Origin of the sequence: Streptomyces thermoalcalitolerans, from assembly GCF_039525155.1 — a bacterium.
Classification (GTDB): Bacteria; Actinomycetota; Actinomycetes; order Streptomycetales; family Streptomycetaceae; genus Streptomyces; species Streptomyces thermovulgaris.
The window spans coordinates 20140-43443 of record NZ_BAAAHG010000052.1 but is presented as its reverse complement, the minus strand read 5'-3'; the positions used below and the strand labels follow the sequence as shown (position 1 = coordinate 43443).

The following is a 23304-nucleotide window of genomic DNA, read 5'->3' as shown; positions in this document are numbered from 1 at the left end:
GCGGCCCCGGGCACCTGCCACCCCACCGGCCCGAACCGGGCGAGCGCGGCACCGCCGAGCGGACCTCCCGCCAGGGCCGCGAACGCCCCGAGCACGGCCGCGCACGCCAGGCACGCCAGCCCGGCCCCGGCCACGGTCCGCCGCCACGACCACGCCCGCACCCGCGTGGTTCCTCCCCGGCCGTCCTCGCTCTCCCGGACCGCCGCTCCCGCCACGAACCAGCCCATCGTCAGTCCGGCCGTCACCGGCACCGCCGCCGACGCCCAGTGGAGCGGGGTGCCGGGCCCCGCGTCCGGGACCGCGGCGAGCAGCGGGAAGGGCGGCAGCAGCGGGGCCGGGGAGGAGGAGAGCGGGCCGACGAGGTGGCCGGAGCCGAGCAGAAAGCCGGGTCCGAGACAGTACGCCACCGCCCACAGCACCGCGTTCGGCAGCAGGGCCAGGCACAGCAGCAGAACGGCGAACCGCCCCGACCAGCCCTCCGTCAGCGCCAGGAACGCCCCCTGGGCCGTCTCGCCGTGCCACACCAGCGACACCCCGAGCATCAGCGCCCCGCCCCCGACGAAGACCACCACTCCGGCCCCGGCCGCCCGGGTCGCGGCGCCGAGGCGCGCGCGGGGGCCGGGCCCGAGCAGCAGGCGCCGTACACCGCCCGGCAGCAGGCGCAGTGCCCTGTCCAGGGGTGCGCGGGGACAGCCGTACGCCGCCCATACGCCGGTACCGGCCGCCACCGCGACGAGCAGCGGTGCGCGCACCGTCGTCGTCCACGCCCACGAGGGGCGCAGCGCACCGTCGGCCGCGTAGGCGACGGCACCGGTGCCGACGGTGAGGTAGCCGAGGACGACGCCCGTCCAGGCGGTGCGCGGCGGAAGGAGCGGGCCGCCGTCGCCCCCGTCGGTGGCGTCCCGCGCCGCCCGGTGCACCAGCAGCGCGGGCAGGGCGAGCAGCAGCAGCGGGACCACTCCGACGGGGGTGGGAGCCCCGGTGAGCGTATGGGGGCGGACCAGTTCGGCGCCGTGCGCCAGCAGCCACAGGGCCGTGGCGACGTTCAGCGCGCCGCCGGGTCCGCTGTCGGGGTACGGCGAGCTGATCCACAGCGCGACGACCAGGACGGCGAACGCGCCGAGCCCCAGGCCCGCCGCCACCGCGCCGCTCAGGAAACCGGCGCCCAGGCCGGGCGAGCGGTCCCGTACACGGGTGCGCAGGGGTGGCGGCGGCGGGCGGTGACGGGTCGTCGGGATCACGCCCTCATGCTCCCAACGAACACCCGCTTTCCCGGCGCAACAGGCGAACCTCCGCTGTGTCGCTCAATATACGTTTATGTGCCTATTCACACGGAGGGACGCATCATGACGCACCGTCATGCAGAGCCGCCGTCACCGTCCACGGGAGACCGGCACTCCGGCGCGCTCGCCTCCCTGACACCCGATCAGCCCGCGCGGGAGGACGGCGACGGCCTGACGCCCGCTCAGGCCTTCGACGCGCTCTACGCCTCCTGCGCCCCCGCCCTCGTACGGCAGGCCTATCTGCTCACCGGCCGGCACGACCGGGCACGCGCCGCCGTGGACGAAGCCTTCCAACTGGCCTGGCAGCGCTGGCCGGAGGTGGCCCACGACCAGGACCCGGCCGGCTGGGTGCGGGCGGTGGCCCACGAGTGCGCGCTGTCCCCCTGGCACCGCCTCGTCCCGCGCAACCGCGCCCCCGACCCGCCCCCCGATCCCGCGGACCGCGCCCTGCAGCAGGCCCTGCTGGACCTGCCGCCGTCGCACCGCCGCACCCTGGTGCTCCACGACGGCGTCGGTCTCGATCTGCCGGAGACCGCGGCGGAGACCGAGGCGAGCACCCCGGCGGCGGCGAACCGGCTGATGCACGCCCGCGAGACCGTCGCCGCGCGGCTGCCGGAGCTGGCCGATCCGGCGGAACTGCACCGGCGGCTGGTCCGGCTGGGGGCCGCGGAGCGCCTCGGGACGGCCGGGTCGGCGGCCGTGCGGACGTCCGGGGAGCGCCGCACCCGCTTCTGGGCCCGGTCCGCCGTCGCCTTCGTGGTCACCGTCGTCGGCGCGACGGTGCTCACGCTGCGCACGGTCCCCGCGCACCCTCCGGTGCCGGTGTCCCCCGAGCGTGTGGTCCGGGAGGTGCCGTCGCGAAGTGCGCCCGAATCCCTCCCGCCGAAGGCGCCCGGGCCGCGCGCCGAGCCGGGGGAGCCGGCAAACGGCCCGGAGCGGCCGGCGCCGAAGGCCGGATAGTCCGGCGCCCGGGCCCGGACACGCCCGTGGGCCCGCCCCCACGCGGGGGACGGGCCCACGGACTTCGGGCCGAGCGACCCGGCGGCCGGGCCGTCGTGTGCGGCCGTTCAGCCGGGCCGGGGCCGGCCGGATGACGTTCAGCCGCCGAGGATGGCCCGGGCGAGCTTGGCCGTCTCGGTCGGGGTCTTGCCGACCTTGACGCCTGCGGCCTCCAGGGCCTCCTTCTTGGCCTGGGCGGTGCCGGAGGAGCCGGAGACGATGGCGCCGGCGTGGCCCATGGTCTTGCCCTCGGGCGCGGTGAAGCCCGCGACGTAGCCGACGACCGGCTTGGTCACGTGCTCCTTGATGAAGGCCGCGGCCCGCTCCTCGGCGTCGCCGCCGATCTCGCCGATCATGACGATCAGGTCGGTGTCGGGGTCCTCCTGGAACGCCTTGAGGCAGTCGATGTGCGTGGTGCCGATGACCGGGTCGCCGCCGATGCCGACGCAGGTGGAGAAGCCGATGTCACGCAGCTCGTACATCATCTGGTACGTCAGCGTGCCGGACTTCGAGACCAGGCCGATACGGCCCGGCTTGGTGATGTCGGCCGGGATGATGCCGGCGTTGGACTGGCCGGGGGTGATCAGACCGGGGCAGTTCGGGCCGATGATGCGGGTCTTGTTGCCCTTCTTGCAGGCGTGCGCCCAGAAGGCGGCCGTGTCGTGCACCGCGATGCCCTCGGTGATGACGACCGCGAGCGGGATCTCGGCGTCGATGGCCTCGATGACCGCGTCCTTGGTGAACTTCTCCGGGACGAAGACGACCGTCACATCGGCGCCGGTCTTCTCGATGGCCTCCTTGACGGTGCCGAAGACCGGCACCTCGGTGCCGTCGAAGTCGACGGTCTGGCCCGCCTTGCGCGGGTTGACGCCACCGACGATGTTCGTGCCGGCGGCCAGCATGCGGCGGGTGTGCTTCTGACCCTCGGAGCCGGTCATGCCCTGGACGATGACCTTGGATTCCTTGGTGAGGAAGATAGCCATGGTGTTCTGTGACCTCGTCCCTTACTTCGCGGCGGCAGCCAGCTCGGCGGCCTTGTCGGCCGCGCCGTCCATCGTGTCCACCCGCTGGATGAGCGGGTGCTTGCGGTCGTCCAGGATCTTGCGGCCCAGCTCGGCGTTGTTGCCGTCGAGGCGCACGACGATCGGCTTGGTGACCTCCTCGCCCCTGGACTCGAGGAGATCGAGGGCCTGCACAATGCCGTTGGCGACCGCGTCGCAGGCAGTGATGCCGCCGAAGACGTTGACGAAGACGGACTTCACGTCCGGGTCACCAAGGATGATCTCAAGGCCGTTGGCCATGACCTCGGCGGAGGCGCCACCGCCGATGTCCAGGAAGTTGGCGGGCTTGACGCCCTTGTGGGCCTCACCCGCGTAGGCGACGACGTCCAGGGTCGACATGACCAGGCCGGCGCCGTTGCCGATGATGCCGACCTCGCCGTCGAGCTTGACGTAGTTGAGGTTCTTCTCCTTGGCGGCCGCCTCGAGCGGGTTGGCGGCGGCCTTGTCGCGGAGTGCCTCGAACTCGGGGTGGCGGAACTCGGCGTTGTCGTCCAGGGAGACCTTGCCGTCGAGGGCGATCACGTCACCGGAGGCGACCTTGGCGAGCGGGTTCACCTCGACCAGGAGGGCGTCCTCCTCGACGAACACCTTCCACAGCTTCACCAGGACGTCGGCGACCTTGTCGGCGACGTCGGCCGGGAACTTCGCCGCGGCGACGATCTCCTTGGCCTTGGCCAGGTCCACGCCGTCGACGGCGTCGACGGGGACCTTGGCGACGGCCTCGGGGCGGGTGGCCGCCACCTCCTCGATGTCCACGCCGCCCTCGACGGAGGCGATGGAGAGGAAGGTGCGGTTGGCGCGGTCGAGGAGGAAGGAGACGTAGTACTCCTCGACGATCTCCGGAGCGGTCTCGGCGATCATCACCTTGCGGACCGTGTGGCCCTTGATGTCCATGCCGAGGATGTCCGTCGCCCGGGCGACGGCCTCGTCCGGGGTGGCGGCGAGCTTCACGCCACCGGCCTTGCCGCGACCACCGACCTTCACCTGAGCCTTGACGACCGACTTGCCGCCCAGCCTCTCGGTGATCTCGCGCGCCGCCTCAGGCGTGTCGATGACTTCACCGGCCAGCACCGGTACATCGTGCTTGGCGAAGAGGTCCCTCGCCTGGTACTCGAACAGGTCCACGCGCTTCCGTCCCTATCAGTGATCTCGCGGTTCGTTGAATGCGTGGGCGTGCCGCGAAGGGCAACGTGACGTCCACTCCGGGTCACAGGGGAGGCGCACACGGTGTCCGAGCGCGCGGCATGTCCATCTGGCAGGTTATCTCTGCTCGCGAAAACCCCCTAAATCCGGGGTCACACGCGAACGGTGATACCTGTCACACGATGCCGCGTTCTCTGGCACGGCGTGCCGTATGCGGTACCTCACCGGGCTGGGGCCTCTCCGGTGAGACCTCCCGGTCAGCCCTCCGGGACCTCTCGGGTCGGCCCTCGCGGTGCCCGGACGGACGGTCCCCGCCCCGGGGAACCGGCCCGCCCTTCCACGGGGTCCCGGGCGGCACGACCGGACCGGCCGATGGCTTCGGTCGTCCGGGGGCGTCGGCGGCCCCGCTTCCGGCCACGCCCCGGCCGGCTCGTCCGCCCCGGCGCGCGCCGACACGGGCGGCGCACGCCGGACGACGATACGGGACGAGACGATGACGAGACGACAACGAGGGGCGGGAAGGCGCTCCTCGCACGGGGTTCCCGAGGGCGCGCAAGCCCCCTGTCACCGCGGGGCCCGCACCTGTGCCGTGCGCGTCACGCGGCGTCCGGGACCGGAAGCGGACGTTTCTCGATCGCCGCCGCCATCACCTCCGGGAACAGATCGGGGGTGCAGGCGAACGCCGGTGCCCCGAGCGCGGCGAGCGCGGCCGCGTGCTCACGGTCGTACGCGGGCGCCCCCTCGTCGGAGAGCGCGAGCAGCGCCACGAACTGCACCCCGGACGCCTTCATCGCGGCGACCCGCTTGAGCATCTCGTTCCGTATGCCTCCCTCGTACAGGTCGCTGATCAGCACGACCACCGTCTCCGCGGGCCGGGTGATCCGCGCCTGGCAGTACGCCAGCGCCCGGTTGATGTCCGTGCCGCCGCCGAGCTGGGTGCCGAAGAGCACGTCGACCGGGTCGTCGAGCCGGTCGGTGAGATCGACGACCGCCGTGTCGAAGACGACCAGCCGGGTGCTGAGGGACCGCATGGACGCCAGCACCGCCCCGAACACGGAGGCGTACACCACGGACGCCGCCATCGACCCGGACTGGTCGACGCAGAGGACGACCTCCTTCCTCACGGACCGCGACGCCCGGCCGTAGCCGATCAGCCGCTCGGGCACGACCGTCCGGTACTCCGGCAGGTAGTGCCTGAGGTTGGCCGCGACGGTGCGGTTCCAGTCGATGTCGCGGTGGCGCGGCCGGCTGATGCGCGCACCGCGGTCCAGGGCGCCGGCGACCGCGGCCCGGGTGCGGCCGGCCAGCCGCTTCTCCAGGTCCTCGACGACCTTGCGCACCACGGCCCGTGCCGTCTCCTTCGTCGTCTCCGGCATCGCCTTGCCGAGCGAGAGCAGGGTGCCGACCAGGTGGACGTCCGCCTCCACCGCTTCCAGCATCTCCGGCTCCAGCAGCAGCGTGGCCAGCCCGAGCCGGTCGATGGCGTCCCGCTGCATGACCTGGACGACGGACGAGGGGAAGTAGGTCCGTATGTCCCCGAGCCAGCGCGCCACCGAGGGCGCCGAGGCCCCCAGCCCCGCCGAGCGGTCCCGGCCCGTGCGCGGCCCGTCCCCCGTGCCGTAGAGCGCGGCGAGCGCCCCGTCCATCGCCGCGTCCCGGCCCGACAGCGCGTACCCGGTGCCGTCGGCCGGGCCGCCGCCGAGCACGAGCCGCCAGCGCCGCAGCCGCTCCTGCTCCGGGTCCGTCACGGTGTATCCCCCGCCGTGTCTCTCGGCGTATTTCTCGTCGTTTTTCTCGTCGTTTTTCTCGTCCGCGCTCATCCCGCCGCCCCCACGAGCTCGGCGTCGTTGTCGTTCCTCTCCCCGGTGTCGTTCCTCTCCCCGGTGCCCGGGTCCGGGGCGGGGCCCGGTCCGGGAGCGTCCAGCCCCAGCAGCAGCCGCACCACCGGCACCACGGCGTCCGCCCGCTCCTGGTCGAGGTCCGCGGCGAAGCCGGGCACCCCGGCCGCCGTCCCCCCGGTCGCGCCCCCGCCCTGCCCCGGACCGCGCCGGACCAGTTCGCCGAGCGTCCTGCGCACCCCCGGCTCGTACGCCGAGAAGGTGCGCCGCAGCAGTGGCAGCACGCCGGTGAACGCCTCTCCCGGCACACCGGTCAGCCAGGCGTCGACCAGGCCCAGCAGCCGCTCGTCGTGCACGAGCAGCATCCCGCCCCCGCCGCCGACGAAGCCCTCGATCCACGCGGCCGCGTCGGCCGGGGGCGTGCCCGGCGAGAGCGCGAGCCCCATGAGCCTCGCCGCCTGCTCCTGCTCGATCTCCCCCTCGTCGAGCAGAAGCCGCACGGCGCGCCCCCGCAGCAGCCCGGGCACCGTGTCCCGGCCGGACAGGACCCGGAGCACGCCGTGCCAGCGGGCGCGCAGGCCCTCGGGGACGGCCGCGGGGGTGTCGCCGAGCAGGGCGACGGCCCCGTGCACCGCCTCCACATGGCGCCGCATCTCCTCGGCCGCGTCCGCGTCCAGTGCGGCGCAGGCCGGGGGCAGGCCGACGAAGATCCGCTCGGCCAGGCCCGCGGCCACCCCGGCCAGGGCCCCGGTGTCCGTGCCGCGCACATCGCCGTAGCGCAGGGAGCGCACCAGGGCCGGAAGCGCCTGGGCGAGGTGCCCGACATCCGTGGCGAGCGCCGCCCGGTCGGCGAGCACCCGCATCACCACGGGCAGCGCGTCGGGGAGTCCGGCGAGCAGACAACGCTCGGCGAGCGCGGTGACCTCGGCGAGCGTCCGCGCGGCGACGGCGTCGGCCTCCGCCTTGGCGGTCGCGGCGGCGAGCACGGTCGTCCCCCACACCCCGGCCTCGGCGACGCGCACCGCCAGCTCCGGCTCCCAGCACAGCCGCCAGGTCTCCCGGAACGTGCCCGTGCCGCTCCGCGGGACGGCCGGCTCCCCCCAGCCGACGCCCAGCAGCCACAGCCGGTGCAGCAGCCTGCTGCGCCCGGCGTCGGTCTCCTTGCGCAGGTCGAGCTCCAGCTGCCGCTCCCGTGCCTCCGGTGTGAGCCGCAGCCGCCGCTGGAGGCGGGCGAGGTCCCGCTGCAACGGCACCGCGGGCGCCGCCTGCGGCACCTCCCCCAGGACGTCCCCGACCACCAGCCGGTCGTGCACCAGCGCCAGCGGCACGTCGGAGCCGTCGCACATCACCGCGCGCACCGCGTCCGTGGTCTCGCTCAGCCCCGGCAGCGGACGGCCGCGCAGCGCGGCGAGGGTCCCCGCCAGCCGCACCGCCTCGATGACGTGCGCGGAGGACACGGTCAGGTCCTCCTCCCGCAGCAGCCCGGCCACCCGGGTCAGCCACCGCTCCACGGGCCGGTCCGGTGCGCCGAACAGATGGGCGTACCAGCCCGGTGACTCGATGCCCGCGCCGTAGCCGCTCGCCCGGGAGAGCCGGCGGTGCGTCCACGGCACCCACGTCATGTCCGTCCTGACCTTGGGCAACCCCTTCAGCAGGGCCCGGTCGGCGGTCACGGTCGCCTTCCGCCGCAGCGCCGGGACGTGCCAGGCCCCGCACACCACGGCGACGGCGTCCCCGAACTCACGCCGTGCGGCGCGCAGCCGGAGCCGCATGGACGCCTCGCGCACCAGGTCCCGGTCGTGGCCCCGGCCCTCGCCCTCGTACGTCTCCCGCAGGGCGCCCATGGCCTCCTCCAGCGCCAGGAACGGGGCGAACACGTCCCCCTCCCCGGCGCCCCGGTGCTCGACGACGTCCTCCCACCAGCGCTCGGGGTCGTCGTACCCGGCGGCCTCGGCGAGCGCGGCGAGCGGATCGGCGCTCACCTCGGCCCCGGGCGGGCGGCTCCCGGACGGGTGGCCTCCGGACGGGCGCTGCGCGGCCCCCTCCTCCGCGCAGTGCCCGTCCGGCTGCCGCTCGTCCCGCTCGTCGCCCCGCGCGAGCATGTGCGCGGCCGGCAGGTCGATGAAGCGGGCCGGGACGCCGTGCTCCAGGGCCCAGCGGAGGGCGACCCACTCGGGCGAGAACTCGGCCAGCGGCCAGAACGCCGAGCGTCCGGGATCGTCCACGGCGTGGGCGAGAAGGGCGACGGGCGGCCGCATGCCCTCGTCGGCGGCGAGCGGGATCAGCGCATCGGCCTCCGGCGGGCCCTCGACCAGCACCGCACGGGGCCGTGCCGCCTCCAGGGCGGCCCGCACCGCGCGTGCGGACCCGGGCCCGTGGTGCCGGACTCCGAGCAGCAGCGGTCCCGCGCCGGGCCACCGTCCTCCGGCCGCCTCGACTCCTGTCACGCCGTCCCCCCGTATCGCCCTCGTCGTCCTCGTCGCTCTCGTCGTCCTCGTCCGCCCGTCCAGCTGGGCTCACCGGCGGCGCGAGCCCCCACCGCGCCGGCCGGCGGCCGTCCCCCGCCGTGCGGCCGTCCGGTGCCGCTCATGCGCTCACCTCCCGGCAGGCCCGGTAGAAGTCCTTCCAGCCGTCGCGCTCGCGGACCACGGTCTCGAGGTACTCCTGCCAGACGACACGGTCGGACGCCGGGTCGCGGACGACGGCGCCGAGGATGCCGGCGGCCACGTCGCCGGCGCGCAGCACGCCGTCGCCGAAGTGGGCGGCCAGGGCCAGCCCGCCGGTGACCACCGAGATCGCCTCGGCCGTGGACAAGGTGCCGCTCGGCGACTTCAGCTTCGTGCGTCCGTCGAGGGTGATCCCGTCACGCAGCTCGCGGAAGACGGTCACGACACGGCGGATCTCGTCGATGCCGTCCGGCACGGCCGGCAGGTCCAGGGAGCGGCCGATCTGCTCGACACGGCGCGAGACGATGTCGACCTCGGCCTCGGGGCTCTCCGGCAGCGGCAGCACCACCGTGTTGAAGCGGCGGCGCAGGGCACTGGACAGGTCGTTGACCCCGCGGTCGCGGTCGTTGGCGGTGGCGATCAGGTTGAAGCCGCGGACCGCCTGCACCTCCTCGCCCAGCTCCGGTATCGGCAGGGTCTTCTCCGACAGGATGGTGATCAGCGTGTCCTGCACATCGGCCGGGATGCGGGTCAGCTCCTCGACACGGGCGATCATGCCCTGTGCCATGGCCCGCATGACCGGGCTGGGCACGAGGGCGTCACGGCTCGGACCGCGGGCCAGCAGCTGCGCGTAGTTCCAGCCGTACCGGAGCGCCTCCTCCGGTGTGCCCGCCGTGCCCTGCACCAGCAGGGTGGAGTCGCCGCTGATCGCGGCGGCCAGGTGTTCGGAGACCCAGGTCTTCGCCGTGCCGGGCACGCCGAGCAGAAGCAGGGCGCGGTCGGTGGCGAGGGTGGTGACCGCGACCTCGACGATGCGGCGCGGGCCGACGTACTTCGGCGTGATCACCGTGCCGTCCGGCAGCGTGCCGCCGAGCAGATAGGTCGCGACGGCCCACGGCGACAGCTTCCAGCGGGGCGGGCGCGGACGGTCGTCGTGCGCGGCGAGGGCGGCCAGTTCGGCCGCGAAGGCGTTCTCGGCGTGCGGGCGCAGCGCCTTCGTCTCCTCCGCCCCCGCGGGCGCGGAGCGGCTCCGGCCCGGTTCGGCGGACACCGGTTCCACGGACGCCGGTTCCACGGACGTCGGTTCCACGGACACGGACATGGCTGAGGCCCCCTCCAGCTCGGCCGGTTCGACATCTGGCGCCCACCGTGCACCACGGCACTGACAATGCGTTCCGACCTGGGCGGATGTGCGTGCGGGACCGGTTTGTCAGTGGCGGGATCTACCGTCGGCGGCATGACTCAGCAGGGGGTGCGCTGGACCGCGGACCAGGTGCTGGCACTGGCGCCTGACGACGCGTCACGCAAGGCGGGAAGCAAGCTCGGAGCACCCGGTCCGTGGTCCGGGACGGGGAGGTCCGGCGAGGGGACGATGTGGGGGCTGTGCAAGGGCAGCGGCAGCAGCCCGTACCGGACGGCCGTCGACCTCACGGACCCGTCCGGGCCGGCGTACATGTGCAGTTGTCCGAGCCACAAGGTCCCGTGCAAGCACGCGCTCGGCCTGCTGTTGCTGTGGGCGGGCGACGACGGCGCGGTGCCGCCCGGGCAGGCCCCGGACTGGGCCGCGCGGTGGACGGCGGGCAGAAGGAAGCGGGCGGCGGAGAAGGCGGAGAAGGCGGAGAAACGGGCGGCCGGGACGGCCGGGTCCGGCTCCCGCTCCGCCGATCCGAAGGCGGCGCGGCGCAGGGCGGAGCGACGGGCCGAGCGGATCACCGCGGGGGCGACGGAGCTGGAGCAGCGCCTGGCCGACCTGCTGCGCGGCGGTCTGGCCGCCGCCGAGCAGGCGGGGTACGAGCTGTGGGAGGAGACGGCGGCCCGCATGGTCGACGCACAGGCTCCCGGGCTGGCCGCACGGGTGCGGGAGCTGGGGGCCATACCGTCGTCGGGGCCGGGCTGGCCGGTGCGGCTGCTGGAGGAGTGCGCGCTGCTGCACCTGCTGAACCAGGGCTGGCTGGGCCGTGAGCGGCTGCCCGAGGCTCTGGCGGCGACGGTCCGTTCCCGGGTCGGTCTGCCCGCCTCCGCGGACGGCCCGGCGGTGCGGGACCACTGGCTCGTCCTCGCCCAGTACGACACCGCGGACGCCAAGCTGACCACCCGCAGGATCTGGCTGTACGGCACCGGCTCCGGCCGTACGGTGCTGCTGCTCTCCTACGGCGCCGCCGGCCGCGCACCGGAGCTCGCGCTGCCGGTGGGGCTGGTCCTGGACGCGGAGGTGTCCGCGTATCCGGGCGCGGGACAGCTCCGTGCGGCCCTGGGCGAGCGGTTCGCTCCCCCGGCACCCGCGCGGACCCGCCCGCCCGGGGTGACGACGGCGCGTGCGGCCGCCCGTTACGGCGAGGCACTGCGGGACGATCCGTGGCTGGAGTCGGTCCCGGTGACGCTCGAGGAGGTCGTACCGGTCCCGGACGGCGAGTCCTGGCAGCTGGCCGACGCCGGCAACGACTGCGCACTGCCCCTCGCTCCCGCGGCCCGCGCGCGTCCGGGCCTGTGGCGGCTGGTCGCCCTGTCGGGCGGCGCGCCCGTCACCGTCTTCGGCGAGTGCGGCCACCGGGGCTTCACCCCTCTGGCCGCCTGGCCCCAGGGGGAGGGAGAAATGGTGACGCTGTGCTGACCGCTGATGCACCGTCCGCGACATCCGCTTCGGCGGCGCACGTGAAATGTCCGGCAAAGAGGTGACGTCCCGGCGAACGGCGGGGTCCCGCCGGCACAGCGGGAATCCTCACTCACAAGACGCGGACCCCGAAGCGGACCCACAAGGCCACACGGCGCAGACCCCACCCGAGGCACCCGAGGCCGCACGGCGCAGACCCACAAGGCGCAGAAGGACGCGAGGACGACTCATCAGTCCCCTTTCCTCCCGATTTCCCTCCCGATTTCCCTTCTGATTTTCCTCCTGATTTCCCTCCTGATTTCCCTCCTGATTTCCCTCCTGATTTCCCTCCTGATTTCCCTCCTGCCCCCTCCCGATGTCCTGCCCCTGGTCCTCCTGATCTCTCCTGCCCCTTCCGCACCAGGCATTCGCTCCACCTCGTGGGAAACCCGGTGGACAGTGGCCCCTCGCACCCCTCCAGGCACCCGCACACCGAAAGGAAGCTCATGATCAGGACCTCCGCTCCGGTGGAAGCGCCCACCACGGGCACCTGGGAGGAGCTGGTCACCACCGCTCTGCTCGGCACGGACCGGCGTACGCCCCCGGGTGGCGCGTCCGGCCGGACGGCGCCCGTGACGCTGCTGGACGCGGCGGCCGTGCAGACCCTGCGGCGACGGGCGGGACTGCGCCCCGCTCCGGCGGCCGAGCGCCCGGAGCCGGCCCCCGCGGATCCCCGTCCGCCGCTGCCCGCCGCGGCGGCCCGCAGACTCGCCATGCTGCTGGCCGACCGGCCCGGGGCGGCGGGCGGTGGCCGCAGGGGCACGGCACCCGGCCTCATGGAACTGCTCCCCCAGTGGCTCGCGGCGGCCAACGCCCGGGGGTACGCCGCTCCACCGGAGGCGCTCCCGGCCCTGCTGGACGCGGCCCGGAGCCGGACGGACCTGCGTCCGGCCGTCCTGACCTTCGGCGGCCCGCGCGCACTGTGGCTCGCCCGGTTCAACCCCGACTGGCGGTTCGCCCTGCGGGCCGCCCAGGGTGTCGCACTGCCGGGCCCGCGGGACACGGACCGCGTCCGGAGACTGTGGGAGGAGGGCCTGTTCGCGGAGCGGGTGGCGCTGCTGGCGGCGATCCGCGCACGCAGGCCCGCGGAGGCGCGCGCACTGCTCGCCACCACCTGGGCCACCGAGCGGGCCGAGGACCGGCTGATGTTCCTCGACTCGCTGCGGACGGGGCTGGGCCCGGACGACGAGCCGTTCCTGGAGCAGGCCCTGTCCGACCGCAGCCGCAATGTCCGGGCCACGGCGGCGGAGCTGCTCTCGGCGCTGCCCGGATCGGCGTTCGCCGCACGGATGGCGGCCCGGGCCGGGGCCTGCGTGGCCCTGGACCACACGCGCGGGACGCCGACGATCGTCGTCGAGGCGCCGCACGAGTGCGACGCGGACATGGAACGCGACGGTGTCGTCCCCAAGGCGCCGGCGGGACGCGGCGAGCGGTCGTGGTGGCTGGGCCAGCTGGTCGAGGCGGCACCGCTCGGGACGTGGCACACGCGGCTGGGCGGGCGCACGGCGCAGGAGATCGTGGCGCTGCCGGTCGCGGACGGCTGGCGGGACGAGCTGCACGCCGCCTGGTGCCGGGCGGCGGTACGGCAGCGGGACGCCTCGTGGGCACGGGCGCTGCTCGGGGCTCCCTCGGCACCCGAGGCGGCCGGGCCGGGCGCTCTGTCCCTGGCCGAGCGCGCCCGGCTGCTCGGCACGCTGGACGCCGCCGAACGGGCCGAGTGGGTGGCCGGATTCATCGCGGCACATGGGCTGTCCGAGGCCTTTCAGCTGCTCGGAGTGTGCGCGGTGCCGTGGGCGGCCCCCCTCGGACGGGCGGTGGTCGACGCTCTCAACATCGCGCGGGACGCAGGGAGTTACCCATGGAGTTTCAGTGGAGTGATGGGGCTGGCCGAGCGATGCCTGGATCCCGCGGAGGCGAACCGGCTGGAGGGTCTGCTGGCGGTTCCGGACGAGACGGAGAACGCGTCGCCCGGGGCCGGGGGGTACTGGGCGGAGGCCTTCCAGCGGCTGGTGACGACCCTGCGGCTGCGCTCCGCCATGGAGGAGGAACTGGGGCCGCCCCGGGCCGGCTGAGCGAGGCCGTGGACTGCCGAGGCCGTCCCTGGGGGCTGTGCCCCCAGGCTTCCCTCCGGCCCGGACGACGAGGCCGTCCGGCTCCTCCGGGCCCTGCGGGCGGAGAAGACCTCCGGGACGGGCCGGCCGTGCCCGGCCGGCGCCGAGTCCTACGCCTCCGCCGGCTGCCGGACGTTCGCCCGCACCCAGTCCACGATCGACTGGGTGGTCGCCCCCGGGGTGAAGATCTCCGCGACGCCCTTCTCCTTCAGCAGGGGGATGTCCGCATCCGGGATGATTCCCCCGCCGAAGACCACGATGTCCTCCGCGTCGCGCTCCCGGAGCAGGTCGATCACGGCGGCGAAGAGCGTGTTGTGCGCCCCGGAGAGGATGGACAGCCCGATCGCGTCGGCGTCCTCCTGGATCGCCGTGTCGACGATCTGCTCCGGGGTCTGGTGGAGCCCGGTGTAGATGACCTCCATACCGGCGTCGCGCAGGGCGCGCGCGATCACTTTGGCGCCCCGATCGTGGCCGTCGAGCCCCGGCTTGGCCACCACCACGCGGATCGGACCGGCTGCCACACCCATCACTGCCTCCATGAAGCGACTCCATCCATCCGTCCATCCACCCGTACCGACACGTACCGCGCAAGAGGGACGGACGCCCCGCACCACACCGTCCGGGGAAGTGAACGCACGTTATCTCCAGCATCCCGCACCCGGCAGTTTCACGGAGCGGAGCGAGGGGGAAATCACACGGTGAGGCACTCCCCCGGGCGCTGTGAGCAGGGGAAACCAGCACGCGGGGAGCCGCAACGCAGCCGTCGCACCCTCGCACCGCGGGCCCTGCGCCGCGGCGGTGCGGCGGGCCGGCGAAGGCACGAAGGGCACCCGGGACGGGTACGGCACGACGGCGCGCGGTTTGCCCCGTCGGCCGCCCCCGCCGAAACTGCCCATGAGGGCACATGGGGGACAGAGCCGTCCTCCGGCGTGCCGACAGGAGGTCGGCCATGAAGGTCACCAAGGTCGCAGGCCCCATCCTTCCGTTCTGCCAGCGCCTGCTTCCGTTCAGGCTCGCGGGACTCTCGCTGGCCCTCCTGAAGGCGACCGCCCTGGAGCTCGCGATCCTCGCGGGACACCTCCTGCTGTACCCCTCGGGCATCATCCAGGAGCGCCGCTGCCAGGCCGGCCAGGTGCCCGCACAGTCCGGCGCCACCCAGCTGCCGACGGAGGCCAAGCCCCCGGTCGTGCTGCTGCACGGGTTCATCGACAACCGCTCGGTGTTCGTCCTGCTGCGCCGCAGCCTCGCCCAGCACGGCCGGCACCAGGTGGAGTCCCTCAACTACTCTCCGCTCACCTGCGACATCCGCACCGCGGCCGGACTGCTCGGCCGGCACATCGAGGAGATCTGCGAGCGCACCGGCAGCAGTCAGGTCGACGTCGTCGGGCACAGCCTCGGCGGACTGATCGCCCGCTACTACGTGCAGCGGCTCGGTGGCGACTCGCGGGTCCGCACCCTCGTCACCCTCGGCACCCCGCACTCCGGCACCCGGGTGGCACCGCTGGCCAACGCCCACCCGATCGTGCGCCAGATGCGTCCCGGCTCCGAGCTGATCAAGGAGCTGGCCGGTCCGGCACCGGGCTGCCGCACCCGGTTCGTGAGCTTCTGGAGCGATCTCGACCATCTGATGGACCCGCTGGAATCGGCCTGCATCGACCACCCGGATCTCCAGGTGGAAAACGTCCGGGTGAGCGGGATCGGGCATCTCGCCCTGCCGGTGCATCCCGCCGTCGCGACCGGGATACGGCAGGCGCTCGACGCCGTCCGGCCCGACGATCCGTCCGTCGCGCGCTCCGACGGTCTGACCGTGGCCTGACGGCACGACGTAAATCGAACGTACATCGAACAAAAAGCCAAGGTCCTGTCGAGGGACCGGCGAAACACGGCTGAATGCCCGTTTCCTGTGTTCGGGAAACCTGCCAAAGATTGTCGCGTCCGCATACCGCCGGGTACAGTCGCCGCACTGCTCTGCCAGCCCCTGTAGTCGAGGCGAAAGAGAAGTTGGTGAACGATCGTCACCCGTCGGGGAGCGTGACCGCCCCGGCTCCGGCTTCCGATACCGCCTCGACGCCCTGCGCGCCGTACGACACCCAGGAAGCCGTGTACGGCGACTTCACCGCCTACGGCGCCTACGGCGCCACCGGTTTCCAGACCGGCGCCCACGACACGGGGAGCTTCCCGGCCGACCCCCTCTTCGGCGCCCTTCCGGCCGACGACGCCTCCGCCACGGGCTCCTACGACACCGTCCACTGGCTCCCGGGCGACCACGGAACGCCGCACCACGCCCCGTACACGGCCGGGCACCACGCCGTCCACGACACCGGCGCGTACGGCATGACCACCTGGACGACGGGCTACCAGCAGCAGGCCGTCGTCCCCCCGCAGTCCGGACCCGTCGACACCAGCGGCCAGTGGGACGCGAGCGCCTGGCCGCAGCCGGACCAGCAGGCCGCCGACAGCACCCAGCAGTGGGACTGGGGCACGCAGGTCTTCGACACCGGCGCGTACGACGCCACGCAGTGGAACAGCGACGGTGCCGCCTCGGCCGCCGAGGACTTCGGCGGGGCCGATCCGCACGATCCGCAGGACCAGTACGACCAGCACGACCAGCACGGCGAACCCTCCTCCGCCCAGGAGGAGCCCGCCACCAGCGAGATGCCCGCGGTCCCGCCGCTGCCCGACGACGAGGAAGAGGAGACCGCCGCGGATCCGGGCCCGGTCCCGGCCCCGCGGACGGCCTCCCGCAGCGCCGGCCGCTCCCGGCGCCGTAGCCCGGCCAAGCGCTCCGCACTGCTCACGGTGGCCGTGCCCTCGGTCTGTGTGATGGGCGTCGCGGGGATCGCCGCCGCTTCCGTGGGCGGACTGGCCGACGAGGACAAGGACACCTCGGCGACCGCGGCCGACACGCCCACGGTGAAGGCGTCGGAGGCCAACGCGAAACTCGATCTCCAGCTGCGGAACGTGTCCGCCGGAGCGGACGACTTCGCCGGCCGGGCCAGCAGGTACCAGGAGCGCATCGACCTCAAGGCGAAGCAGGCCGCCGAGCTGAGGAAGGCGGCGGAGGAGGCGGCCCGCAGGGAGCGGCTGCGCCCCAAGTTCGCCCTTCCCGTCCTGCCGAAGGGACTCAGCGCCTTTTTCGGCCAGGCGGGCGTGAACTGGATGTCCGCGCACACCGGCATCGACTTCCCCGTCCCGTACGGAACGACGGTGATGGCCGCCACCGACGGCACGGTCCGCACGCAGTGGAACAGCGCTTATGGCAACATGATGATCGTGACCGCGATGGACGGCACGGAGACGTGGTACTGCCATCTCTCCAGTTACCAGGTTCCCTCCGGTACCACGGTCAAGGCCGGACAGCCGATCGCCTTTTCCGGGAACTCCGGCAACTCCACCGGTCCGCACCTGCACTTCGAGGTCAGGCCCGCCGGGGGATCGCCCATCGACCCTCTGGCGTGGCTGCGCAGCCACGGCCTCAACCCGCTCTAGGCCTGCGCCGACCTCGACCCGGTCCAGGGCCTGCCGTCGCCCTCCCGGTCTCCGGACGAACGAGGGGAAGGCGACGGGAAAAGGCGACGGCGGGCCCTGATTCCCCCGTTTTCCCCCGTTACAGCTTCTCCACCGGGGCGTACCGCAGCAGCAGCCGCTTGGGCTTGCCGTCGCCGAAGTCGATCGTCGCCTCGGCGTTGCTGCCGGTGCCCTTGACCGCGATCACCGTGCCCAGACCGAACTGGTCGTGCGTGACCCGGTCGCCGACGGCGAGGGACACCACCGGCTTCTCCGCGGCACGGCGGGTGGCGAACCCCGAGGCACCGGAGGCCGAGGAGCGGGACCGGGACGACGACAGCGAGGCCGCCACCCCGGACGCGGGACCGGGGGGCAGGGGCGCCGAGCCGCCCGTCCGCTTCCAGTCCACGTACTGCGGCGGGATCTCCTCCAGGAAACGGGAGGGCGGGTTGTACGTCGGCTGCCCCCAGGCGCTGCGCATCGCCGAGCGCGTCAGATACAGCCGCTCCCGCGCGCGTGTGATGCCGACGTAGGCCAGGCGCCGCTCCTCCTCCAGCTCCTCGGTCCGGCCGAGGGCACGCAGGTGCGGGAAGATGCCGTCCTCCATGCCGGTGAGGAAGACCACCGGGAACTCCAGGCCCTTGGCGGTGTGCAGGGTCATCAGCGTGATGACTCCGTCGCCCTCCTCCTCGTCGGGGATCTGGTCGGAGTCGGCGACCAGGGCGACCTGCTCCAGGAAGTCGGCCAGCGAGGCCGACTCGCCCTCCTCGCGCCCCTGCTCGAACTCCAGGGCGACGGCGGCGAGTTCCTGGAGGTTCTCGATGCGGGTCTCGTCCTGCGGGTCGCTGGAGGCCTGCAACTCGGCCAGGTAGCCGGTGCGTTCGAGGACGGCCTCCAGGACCGTGGCCGGCCCTGCGCCGGACTCGACGATCGTCCGCAGGTCCTCCATCAGCGCGTTGAACCGCTTGACGGCGTTCACGGAGCGCGCGGCCATGCCGTACGCCTCGTCGACGCGGCGCAGCGCCTGCGGGAAGCTGATCTTCTCCCGCTGGGCGAGGGCGTCGATCATCGCCTCGGCGCGTTCGCCGATGCCCCGCTTGGGCACGTTGAGGATGCGCCGCAGCGGGACGGAGTCCTCGGGGTTGGCCAGCACCCGCAGGTAGGCCAGGATGTCCCGGACCTCCTTGCGCTCGTAGAAGCGGACACCGCCGACGACCTTGTAGGGCAGGCCGACACGGATGAAGACCTCTTCGAAGACACGGGACTGGGCGTTGGTGCGGTAGAAGACGGCGACGTCACCGGGCTTGGCCTCGCCCGCGTCGGTGAGACGGTCTATCTCGTCGGCGACGAACTGCGCCTCGTCGTGCTCGGTGTCGGCGACGTAGCCGGTGATACGGGCGCCCGCGCCGGCGTTGGTCCACAGGTTCTTCGGGCGGCGGGACCGGTTGTTCTCGATGACCGCGTTGGCGGCGGACAGGATCGTCTGTGTGGAGCGGTAGTTCTGCTCCAGCAGGATCGTCGTCGCGTCCGGGTAGTCCTCCTCGAACTGGAGGATGTTGCGGATGGTGGCGCCGCGGAAGGCGTAGATCGACTGGTCGGCGTCACCGACCACGCACAGCTCGGCGGGCGGCAGGCCGTTCTCGCCGGTGCCGACGAGTTCCCGTACGAGGGCGTACTGCGCGTGGTTGGTGTCCTGGTACTCGTCGACGAGGATGTGCCGGAAGCGACGGCGGTAGTGCTCGGCGACGTCCGGGAACGCGCGGAGCAGATTGACCGTCGTCATGATCAGGTCGTCGAAGTCGAGGGCGTTGGCCTCGCGCAGCCGCGACTGGTAGAGGGCGTAGGCCTGGGCGAGGGTCTTCTCGAAGCCGTCGGCGGCCCGGGCGGCGAAGTCCTCCTCGTCGATCAGCTCGTTCTTCAGATTGCTGACCTTGGCGCTGAAGGACTTGGGCGGAAAGTGCTTGGGGTCGAGCTCCAGGTCGCGGCAGACCAGGGCCATCAGACGCTTGGAGTCGGCGGCGTCGTAGATCGAGAAGGAGGACGTGAGGCCGAGCTTCTTCGCCTCCCGGCGCAGGATGCGCACGCACGCGCTGTGGAAGGTCATCACCCACATCGCGTTCGCGCGCGGGCCGACGAGCTGCTCGACGCGCTCCTTCATCTCGCCGGCGGCCTTGTTGGTGAAGGTGATCGCCAGGATCTGGCCGGGGTGGACGCCCCGCTCGGCCAGCACGTGGGCGATGCGGTGCGTGAGCACACGCGTCTTGCCGGAGCCGGCACCGGCCACGATGAGCAGCGGAGAGCCGGAGTGCACGACGGCGGCGCGCTGGTTGTCGTTCAGCCCCTCGAGGAGTGCGGCCGGGTCCACCACCGGGCGGTGGGCGCCGTCGCGGTAGTAGGCGTCCCGCTCACAGGCGTCCGGGTCCGGGGGCACATCGAACTTCCCGCCGAACAGATCGTCCGGAATCGGCTCCGGGGCCTGATCGTCCTCGGGGGGCGGCAAAGGCTCGTCCTCGGGGCCGTGCGGGGCCTGAAGGCCGGCCAGGAAGCTGTCGTCAAAGAGGCTGCTCATCGCTGTACGAGTCTAGGGTCCCCCGCCGACGCCCGCGGCTGTCCCGTGCGGACGGCCGGCTCCCGCGGACCGCGCCCTCTCCCGGACCGCACCGCCGACGAGGTCACAAAAACATATCGGAACGGTATCGGGCATACTGCGCACTGAACTTCACACACGACACATACGTTGGTTACCGTGCCTCCCATCGCACGACCCCCCACCGGCGAACCTCACCGGACGACGCGGTCCGGCCGAGGCCGCGCGCCGGTCCGGCAGGCGGACGATGGAAGGAGTGCCCCCTTGGCGTCGCACCGCAAGGCGCATCCTGCGGCCACACGCGCAACGGGCACGCGCACCCCCGCACCGGCCGCTGACGCCCTGGCCGCGGCGGCTCCGGCCTTCCGGTCCCCGGGAGCCGTCCTCGCGGGCAACGGCGGCAGGCCGAGCCCCGAGGAGATCGAGAAGAAGCTCGACTACCTGTACCGCCGCACCGGTCCGGCGAGCCGGCAGCAGGCCTCCCGGGAGAAACAGGAGAAAGGGGCACGGCAGCGCGGGCGGGTCGCGGCGCTGCTCGACGACGTCGCCAGGCGCACCGACGTGTTCACCAAGGCGCGCCAGAAGCTGGGTGCGTTCGCGGCCGCCCCTCACCGCACCCACGACACCGCCGCCGAGACCGCCGCCCTGCTGCTCGCGGAGGCGCCGCAGGGCTATTTCGACCAGGCTCAGGTGCTGAGCCGGCTGAACGCGCGCCGCAAGAGTCTGTCCGACGCCCCGGCCGCTCGGCCGGCCGCGCGGCCGGTCGTGCCGTCGCAGCCGCCGGAGGCGCTCCGGGCTCCCGAGCCCGAGCCCCCGGCGGAGCCGGAGTACGACATCGCGGCGGCCAAGACCGCCACGCAGAAGAAGCTGGCCCACGCGCGCGTACTGCTGTCGGCGGCAGCCGCGCTGAAGGCCGCGTCCGAGCCCTCGGCCCCTTCCGGCCCGGCCTCTTCCGGCCCGGCGCCTTCCGAGGCCGTACCAGCCGGATCCACACCTTCCGGACCCGCGCCTACCGGGACCGTGCCACCCGGACCTGTGCCCGCCGGGGCCATGCCGTCCGGATCCGTACCTTCCGGGACCGCGCCGGCCGGCCCGGCGTCCTCCGCTCCCGCATCGGACTCCGTGGGCGCGTCCAAGGCCGAGAAGGCGCTCGCCTTCGCCCGCGCGCAGATCGGCAAACCGTACGTCTGGGGGGCGTCGGGCCCCGAGTCGTACGACTGCTCCGGTCTCACCCAGGCCGCGTGGAAGGCCGCCGGCGTCACCCTGCCCCGCTCCACCCTCGACCAGGCCCACGCGGGAACCACGGTTCCGCTCACCGCGGCCCGGCCGGGCGACCTCGTCTTCTTCGCCTCCCCCTCCGGCGACGTCGACCACGTCGGCGTCTACGCCGGCGACGGCATGGTGATCCACGCCCCGAGGCCCGGCTCCTACGTCTGCCAGGAGCCGATCCCCCACGACGGCGAGTCGTCCGTCCACCACGTGGTGCGCCCCGCCTGAGAGCCCTGAAAGTCCTGGGAGTCCTGGGGAAAAGACGGCCCCTTCGCGTGCACCCGCGCGCGTGCCCCGCCAGTGGCGTCCACCGGCGGCCGGGACCGCCGCGATCGGCTGTGGCGGGCCGCCGTGGACGCCACGCGGCCCGCGGGGCTCACAGCACCGCGCCGGGCCTCACATCCACAGCACGGCGATGAAGATGTTCGCCGTGGTCAGCAGGCCCACCAGGCCGAACAGGCCCTTGTCCACCCTCTCCTCGTCCCGCTTGACGTAGACCAGGGCGAGAATCACGACCAGCAGCGCCAGCTTCACGCCGATCTTGATGTTGTTCACATAGTGGTCCTGGACCTCGTTGAGCCCGACCAGGGCGACACCGGTGACCAGCATGGTCAGCGCGCCGTGCAGCATGGCGGGCACGAACCGGGCCGTGCCCTGGCCCATCGCCTTCATCTGGGTGAGGAAACCGCCGAGCAGCGCGGCAATGCCGACGATGTGCAGCCCGACGAAGAGATGGATGAGTACGTCCATGAGCCGGAGCCTAATCAGCGGCTCATACGCCCCGGACACCGCCCCGTCCCAGCACCTCGTACGGCCCGCCTGTCCCCGGAAGTCACACATCGGTCATCGCACCGTCCAAAGACGGCGCGCTTGTGACCGGATCCCGGTCGCACACGGTCATCCGACGCCTCGCCCGCGCCACTTCCGTACATGGAGTCACCATTCCGTCACGGAGCGCTCTAGCGTCCTCCCCAGGTGATCGGCTCCCCATCGCCGCCCGGACCAGGGGGCGGCAGCCGGAACACCACCGCAGAGAAGGCCGGCGGCGGTCCGCTCCCCTGTCCGGGCCGCCGCCACACGCGCAACCGCCCCCGCGGGGGCCGGACGAAGGGACGTGACGCTCCACGTGGCAGCTCACCGCAGGCCCGGTCGGCGTTCCCTCGGCGGCAGCACGGTCCGGACGGCCGCCACGATCGCCCTCGCGGGCGCCGCGACGGCGGCCGGCCTCGACGGCACCGGGCAGGCCGCGCCGCGGCTCACACCGGAGCAGGTCAAGGCCCGGGTGGACAGGCTGTACCAGGAGGCGGAGGCCGCCACCGAGAAGTACAACGCCGCCCGGGAGAAGGCGGACGCGGCCGAGAAGCGGCTGAGGGCCCTGGGCGACGAGGCCGCCCGCAGGCAGGAGAAGCTCAACTCCGCACGCGATGCGCTGGGGTCGATCGCCGCGGCGCAGTACCGGGACGGCGGGATCGCCCCCGTGGCACGGCTGATGCTGTCCGACGCCCCGCAGCAGTACCTGGACACAGCCGCGTTCGCCGAGCAGGAGCGCGCCCGGCAGGCGGCCGCCGTGGCCGACGTCCGCAGACAGCTGAGGGAGATCCGCCAGTTGCGCGGGGACGCGCGGGTGGAGCTGACCTCCTTCAGGTCGCAGCAGGCGGAGCTGCGCCGGCAGAAGAAGACGATCACCGCCAAACTGAACGAGGCCCGGCGGCTGCTGTCCCAGCTGCCCCCGGGGCAGCGCGCGGCGGCCGGCGGGGAGGGGAACACCGGACGGCAGCACGCCGCCCCCGCCGCCGATGCCCCCAACTCCCGGGCGGCGGCGGCCGTCGCCTACGCCTACAGCAAGCTCGGCAGTCCCTATGTGTGGGGCGCGTCCGGGCCCCATGCCTTCGACTGCTCGGGGCTGACCCAGGCGGCCTACCGCGCCGCCGGCATCTCGCTCCCCCGCACCACCTACGCCCAGATCAACGCGGGCCGCCGCGTCTCACGCTCCGAACTGCGCCCCGGGGACCTGGTGTTCTTCTACTCCGGCATCAGCCACGTCGGCCTCTATGTGGGCAACGGCCGGATGATCCACGCCCCGAACCCCTCGGCCCCGGTCCGCCTGGCCCCCATCGACCAGATGCCGTTCGCGGGGGCGACGCGGGTGGTGTGAGCAGCGGGCGGCGTGAGCGGCAGGCGGTGTAAGGC

17 protein-coding genes are annotated in these 23304 nt (G+C 73.4%); 7 read left to right on the top strand and 10 right to left on the bottom strand.

All coding sequences use genetic code 11. From position 1 onward, the window contains the following. Positions 1-1241 (bottom strand): cell division protein PerM (locus ABD224_RS23900; protein ID WP_344053285.1); only part of this gene is annotated, 1241 nt, incomplete at its 3' end. Between the two features lie 105 nt (positions 1242-1346). On the opposite strand from ABD224_RS23900, the gene ABD224_RS23895 reads away from it, so the two are divergent. Further along, complete coding sequence (locus tag ABD224_RS23895; protein ID WP_344053283.1) at positions 1347-2243, top strand: RNA polymerase subunit sigma-70; 897 nt, start codon at positions 1347-1349, stop codon at positions 2241-2243. A 137-nt stretch (positions 2244-2380) separates the two neighbouring features. Here the strand turns inward: ABD224_RS23895 and sucD are convergent, their stop codons facing one another. From sucD to ABD224_RS23870, 5 genes are all read right to left on the bottom strand, one after another. Further along, a complete protein-coding gene (sucD, locus tag ABD224_RS23890; RefSeq protein ID WP_344053281.1) occupies positions 2381-3265 on the bottom strand; it encodes a succinate--CoA ligase subunit alpha in 885 nt (294 codons plus the stop codon). Between the two features lie 21 nt (positions 3266-3286). Further along, on the bottom strand, positions 3287-4468 hold the full coding sequence (gene sucC, locus ABD224_RS23885) for an ADP-forming succinate--CoA ligase subunit beta (RefSeq protein ID WP_344053279.1): 1182 nt from the start codon (positions 4466-4468) through the stop codon (positions 3287-3289). 614 nt (positions 4469-5082) lie between these two features. Further along, positions 5083-6306: a VWA domain-containing protein gene (locus tag ABD224_RS23880; RefSeq protein ID WP_344053277.1), complete on the bottom strand. Its 1224-nt coding sequence runs from the start codon at positions 6304-6306 to the stop codon at positions 5083-5085. Continuing rightward, positions 6303-8771, bottom strand: a complete 2469-nt coding sequence (locus ABD224_RS23875) for a DUF5682 family protein (protein ID WP_344053275.1) — start codon at positions 8769-8771, stop codon at positions 6303-6305. Before ABD224_RS23875 ends, ABD224_RS23880 begins: the two co-directional genes overlap by 4 nt. Positions 8772-8910: 139 nt before the next feature. Then, positions 8911-10092, bottom strand: coding sequence for an ATP-binding protein (locus ABD224_RS23870; RefSeq protein ID WP_344053273.1), 1182 nt, complete (start codon positions 10090-10092; stop codon positions 8911-8913). 135 nt (positions 10093-10227) lie between these two features. Here ABD224_RS23870 and ABD224_RS23865 point away from each other — a divergent pair, with 135 nt between their 5' ends. Next, positions 10228-11601: an SWIM zinc finger family protein gene (locus ABD224_RS23865; protein ID WP_344053271.1), complete on the top strand. Its 1374-nt coding sequence runs from the start codon at positions 10228-10230 to the stop codon at positions 11599-11601. 230 nt (positions 11602-11831) lie between these two features. Here ABD224_RS23865 and ABD224_RS23860 read toward each other — a convergent pair whose 3' ends face one another. Further along, positions 11832-12008, bottom strand: a complete 177-nt coding sequence (locus ABD224_RS23860; RefSeq protein ID WP_344053269.1) for a hypothetical protein — start codon at positions 12006-12008, stop codon at positions 11832-11834. A 78-nt stretch (positions 12009-12086) separates the two neighbouring features. Between ABD224_RS23860 and ABD224_RS23855 the strand changes: the two genes are divergently transcribed. Next, entirely contained in the window at positions 12087-13712 is a 1626-nt protein-coding gene (locus ABD224_RS23855) for a DUF5691 domain-containing protein (RefSeq protein WP_344053267.1), read from the top strand. A 149-nt stretch (positions 13713-13861) separates the two neighbouring features. Here ABD224_RS23855 and icmB read toward each other — a convergent pair whose 3' ends face one another. Further along, complete coding sequence (gene icmB / locus ABD224_RS23850; protein ID WP_067394675.1) at positions 13862-14278, bottom strand: coenzyme B12-dependent isobutyryl CoA mutase small subunit; 417 nt, start codon at positions 14276-14278, stop codon at positions 13862-13864. A gap of 422 nt (positions 14279-14700) precedes the next feature. Between icmB and ABD224_RS23845 the strand changes: the two genes are divergently transcribed. Both ABD224_RS23845 and ABD224_RS23840 read left to right on the top strand, forming a co-directional pair. Then, positions 14701-15567: an esterase/lipase family protein gene (locus ABD224_RS23845; RefSeq protein WP_344053265.1), complete on the top strand. Its 867-nt coding sequence runs from the start codon at positions 14701-14703 to the stop codon at positions 15565-15567. 74 nt (positions 15568-15641) lie between these two features. Next, a complete protein-coding gene (locus tag ABD224_RS23840) occupies positions 15642-17240 on the top strand; it encodes a peptidoglycan DD-metalloendopeptidase family protein (RefSeq protein WP_344053262.1) in 1599 nt (532 codons plus the stop codon). Positions 17241-17358: 118 nt separating this feature from the next. Here the strand turns inward: ABD224_RS23840 and pcrA are convergent, their stop codons facing one another. Continuing rightward, on the bottom strand, positions 17359-19827 hold the full coding sequence (gene pcrA, locus ABD224_RS23835; protein ID WP_344053260.1) for a DNA helicase PcrA: 2469 nt from the start codon (positions 19825-19827) through the stop codon (positions 17359-17361). A 282-nt stretch (positions 19828-20109) separates the two neighbouring features. On the opposite strand from pcrA, the gene ABD224_RS23830 reads away from it, so the two are divergent. Continuing rightward, positions 20110-21342, top strand: a complete 1233-nt coding sequence (locus ABD224_RS23830) for a C40 family peptidase (RefSeq protein ID WP_344053258.1) — start codon at positions 20110-20112, stop codon at positions 21340-21342. Positions 21343-21510: 168 nt separating this feature from the next. Here the strand turns inward: ABD224_RS23830 and ABD224_RS23825 are convergent, their stop codons facing one another. Then, positions 21511-21864, bottom strand: coding sequence for a hypothetical protein (locus tag ABD224_RS23825; RefSeq protein WP_344053256.1), 354 nt, complete (start codon positions 21862-21864; stop codon positions 21511-21513). Positions 21865-22240: 376 nt separating this feature from the next. Between ABD224_RS23825 and ABD224_RS23820 the strand changes: the two genes are divergently transcribed. Then, positions 22241-23269 carry a C40 family peptidase gene (locus ABD224_RS23820; protein WP_344053254.1) on the top strand — a complete coding sequence of 343 codons (1029 nt, stop codon included), beginning with the start codon at positions 22241-22243 and terminating at the stop codon, positions 23267-23269. The last annotated feature ends 35 nt before the right edge of the window (positions 23270-23304 follow it).

What these genes read in the sequence shown, in the direction of transcription:
- ABD224_RS23895 (WP_344053283.1), top strand. Translation starts at nt 1,347, where the DNA reads ATGACGCACCGTCATGCAGAGCCGCCGTCACCGTCCACGGGAGACCGG.
- sucD (WP_344053281.1), bottom strand. Translation starts at nt 3,265, where the DNA reads ATGGCTATCTTCCTCACCAAGGAATCCAAGGTCATCGTCCAGGGCATG.
- ABD224_RS23880 (WP_344053277.1), bottom strand. Translation starts at nt 6,306, where the DNA reads ATGAGCGCGGACGAGAAAAACGACGAGAAAAACGACGAGAAATACGCC.
- ABD224_RS23870 (WP_344053273.1), bottom strand. Translation starts at nt 10,092, where the DNA reads ATGTCCGTGTCCGTGGAACCGACGTCCGTGGAACCGGCGTCCGTGGAA.
- ABD224_RS23865 (WP_344053271.1), top strand. Translation starts at nt 10,228, where the DNA reads ATGACTCAGCAGGGGGTGCGCTGGACCGCGGACCAGGTGCTGGCACTG.
- ABD224_RS23860 (WP_344053269.1), bottom strand. Translation starts at nt 12,008, where the DNA reads ATGCCTGGTGCGGAAGGGGCAGGAGAGATCAGGAGGACCAGGGGCAGG.
- ABD224_RS23855 (WP_344053267.1), top strand. Translation starts at nt 12,087, where the DNA reads ATGATCAGGACCTCCGCTCCGGTGGAAGCGCCCACCACGGGCACCTGG.
- icmB (WP_067394675.1), bottom strand. Translation starts at nt 14,278, where the DNA reads ATGGGTGTGGCAGCCGGTCCGATCCGCGTGGTGGTGGCCAAGCCGGGG.
- ABD224_RS23845 (WP_344053265.1), top strand. Translation starts at nt 14,701, where the DNA reads ATGAAGGTCACCAAGGTCGCAGGCCCCATCCTTCCGTTCTGCCAGCGC.
- ABD224_RS23840 (WP_344053262.1), top strand. Translation starts at nt 15,642, where the DNA reads ATGCCCGTTTCCTGTGTTCGGGAAACCTGCCAAAGATTGTCGCGTCCG.
- pcrA (WP_344053260.1), bottom strand. Translation starts at nt 19,827, where the DNA reads ATGAGCAGCCTCTTTGACGACAGCTTCCTGGCCGGCCTTCAGGCCCCG.
- ABD224_RS23825 (WP_344053256.1), bottom strand. Translation starts at nt 21,864, where the DNA reads ATGGACGTACTCATCCATCTCTTCGTCGGGCTGCACATCGTCGGCATT.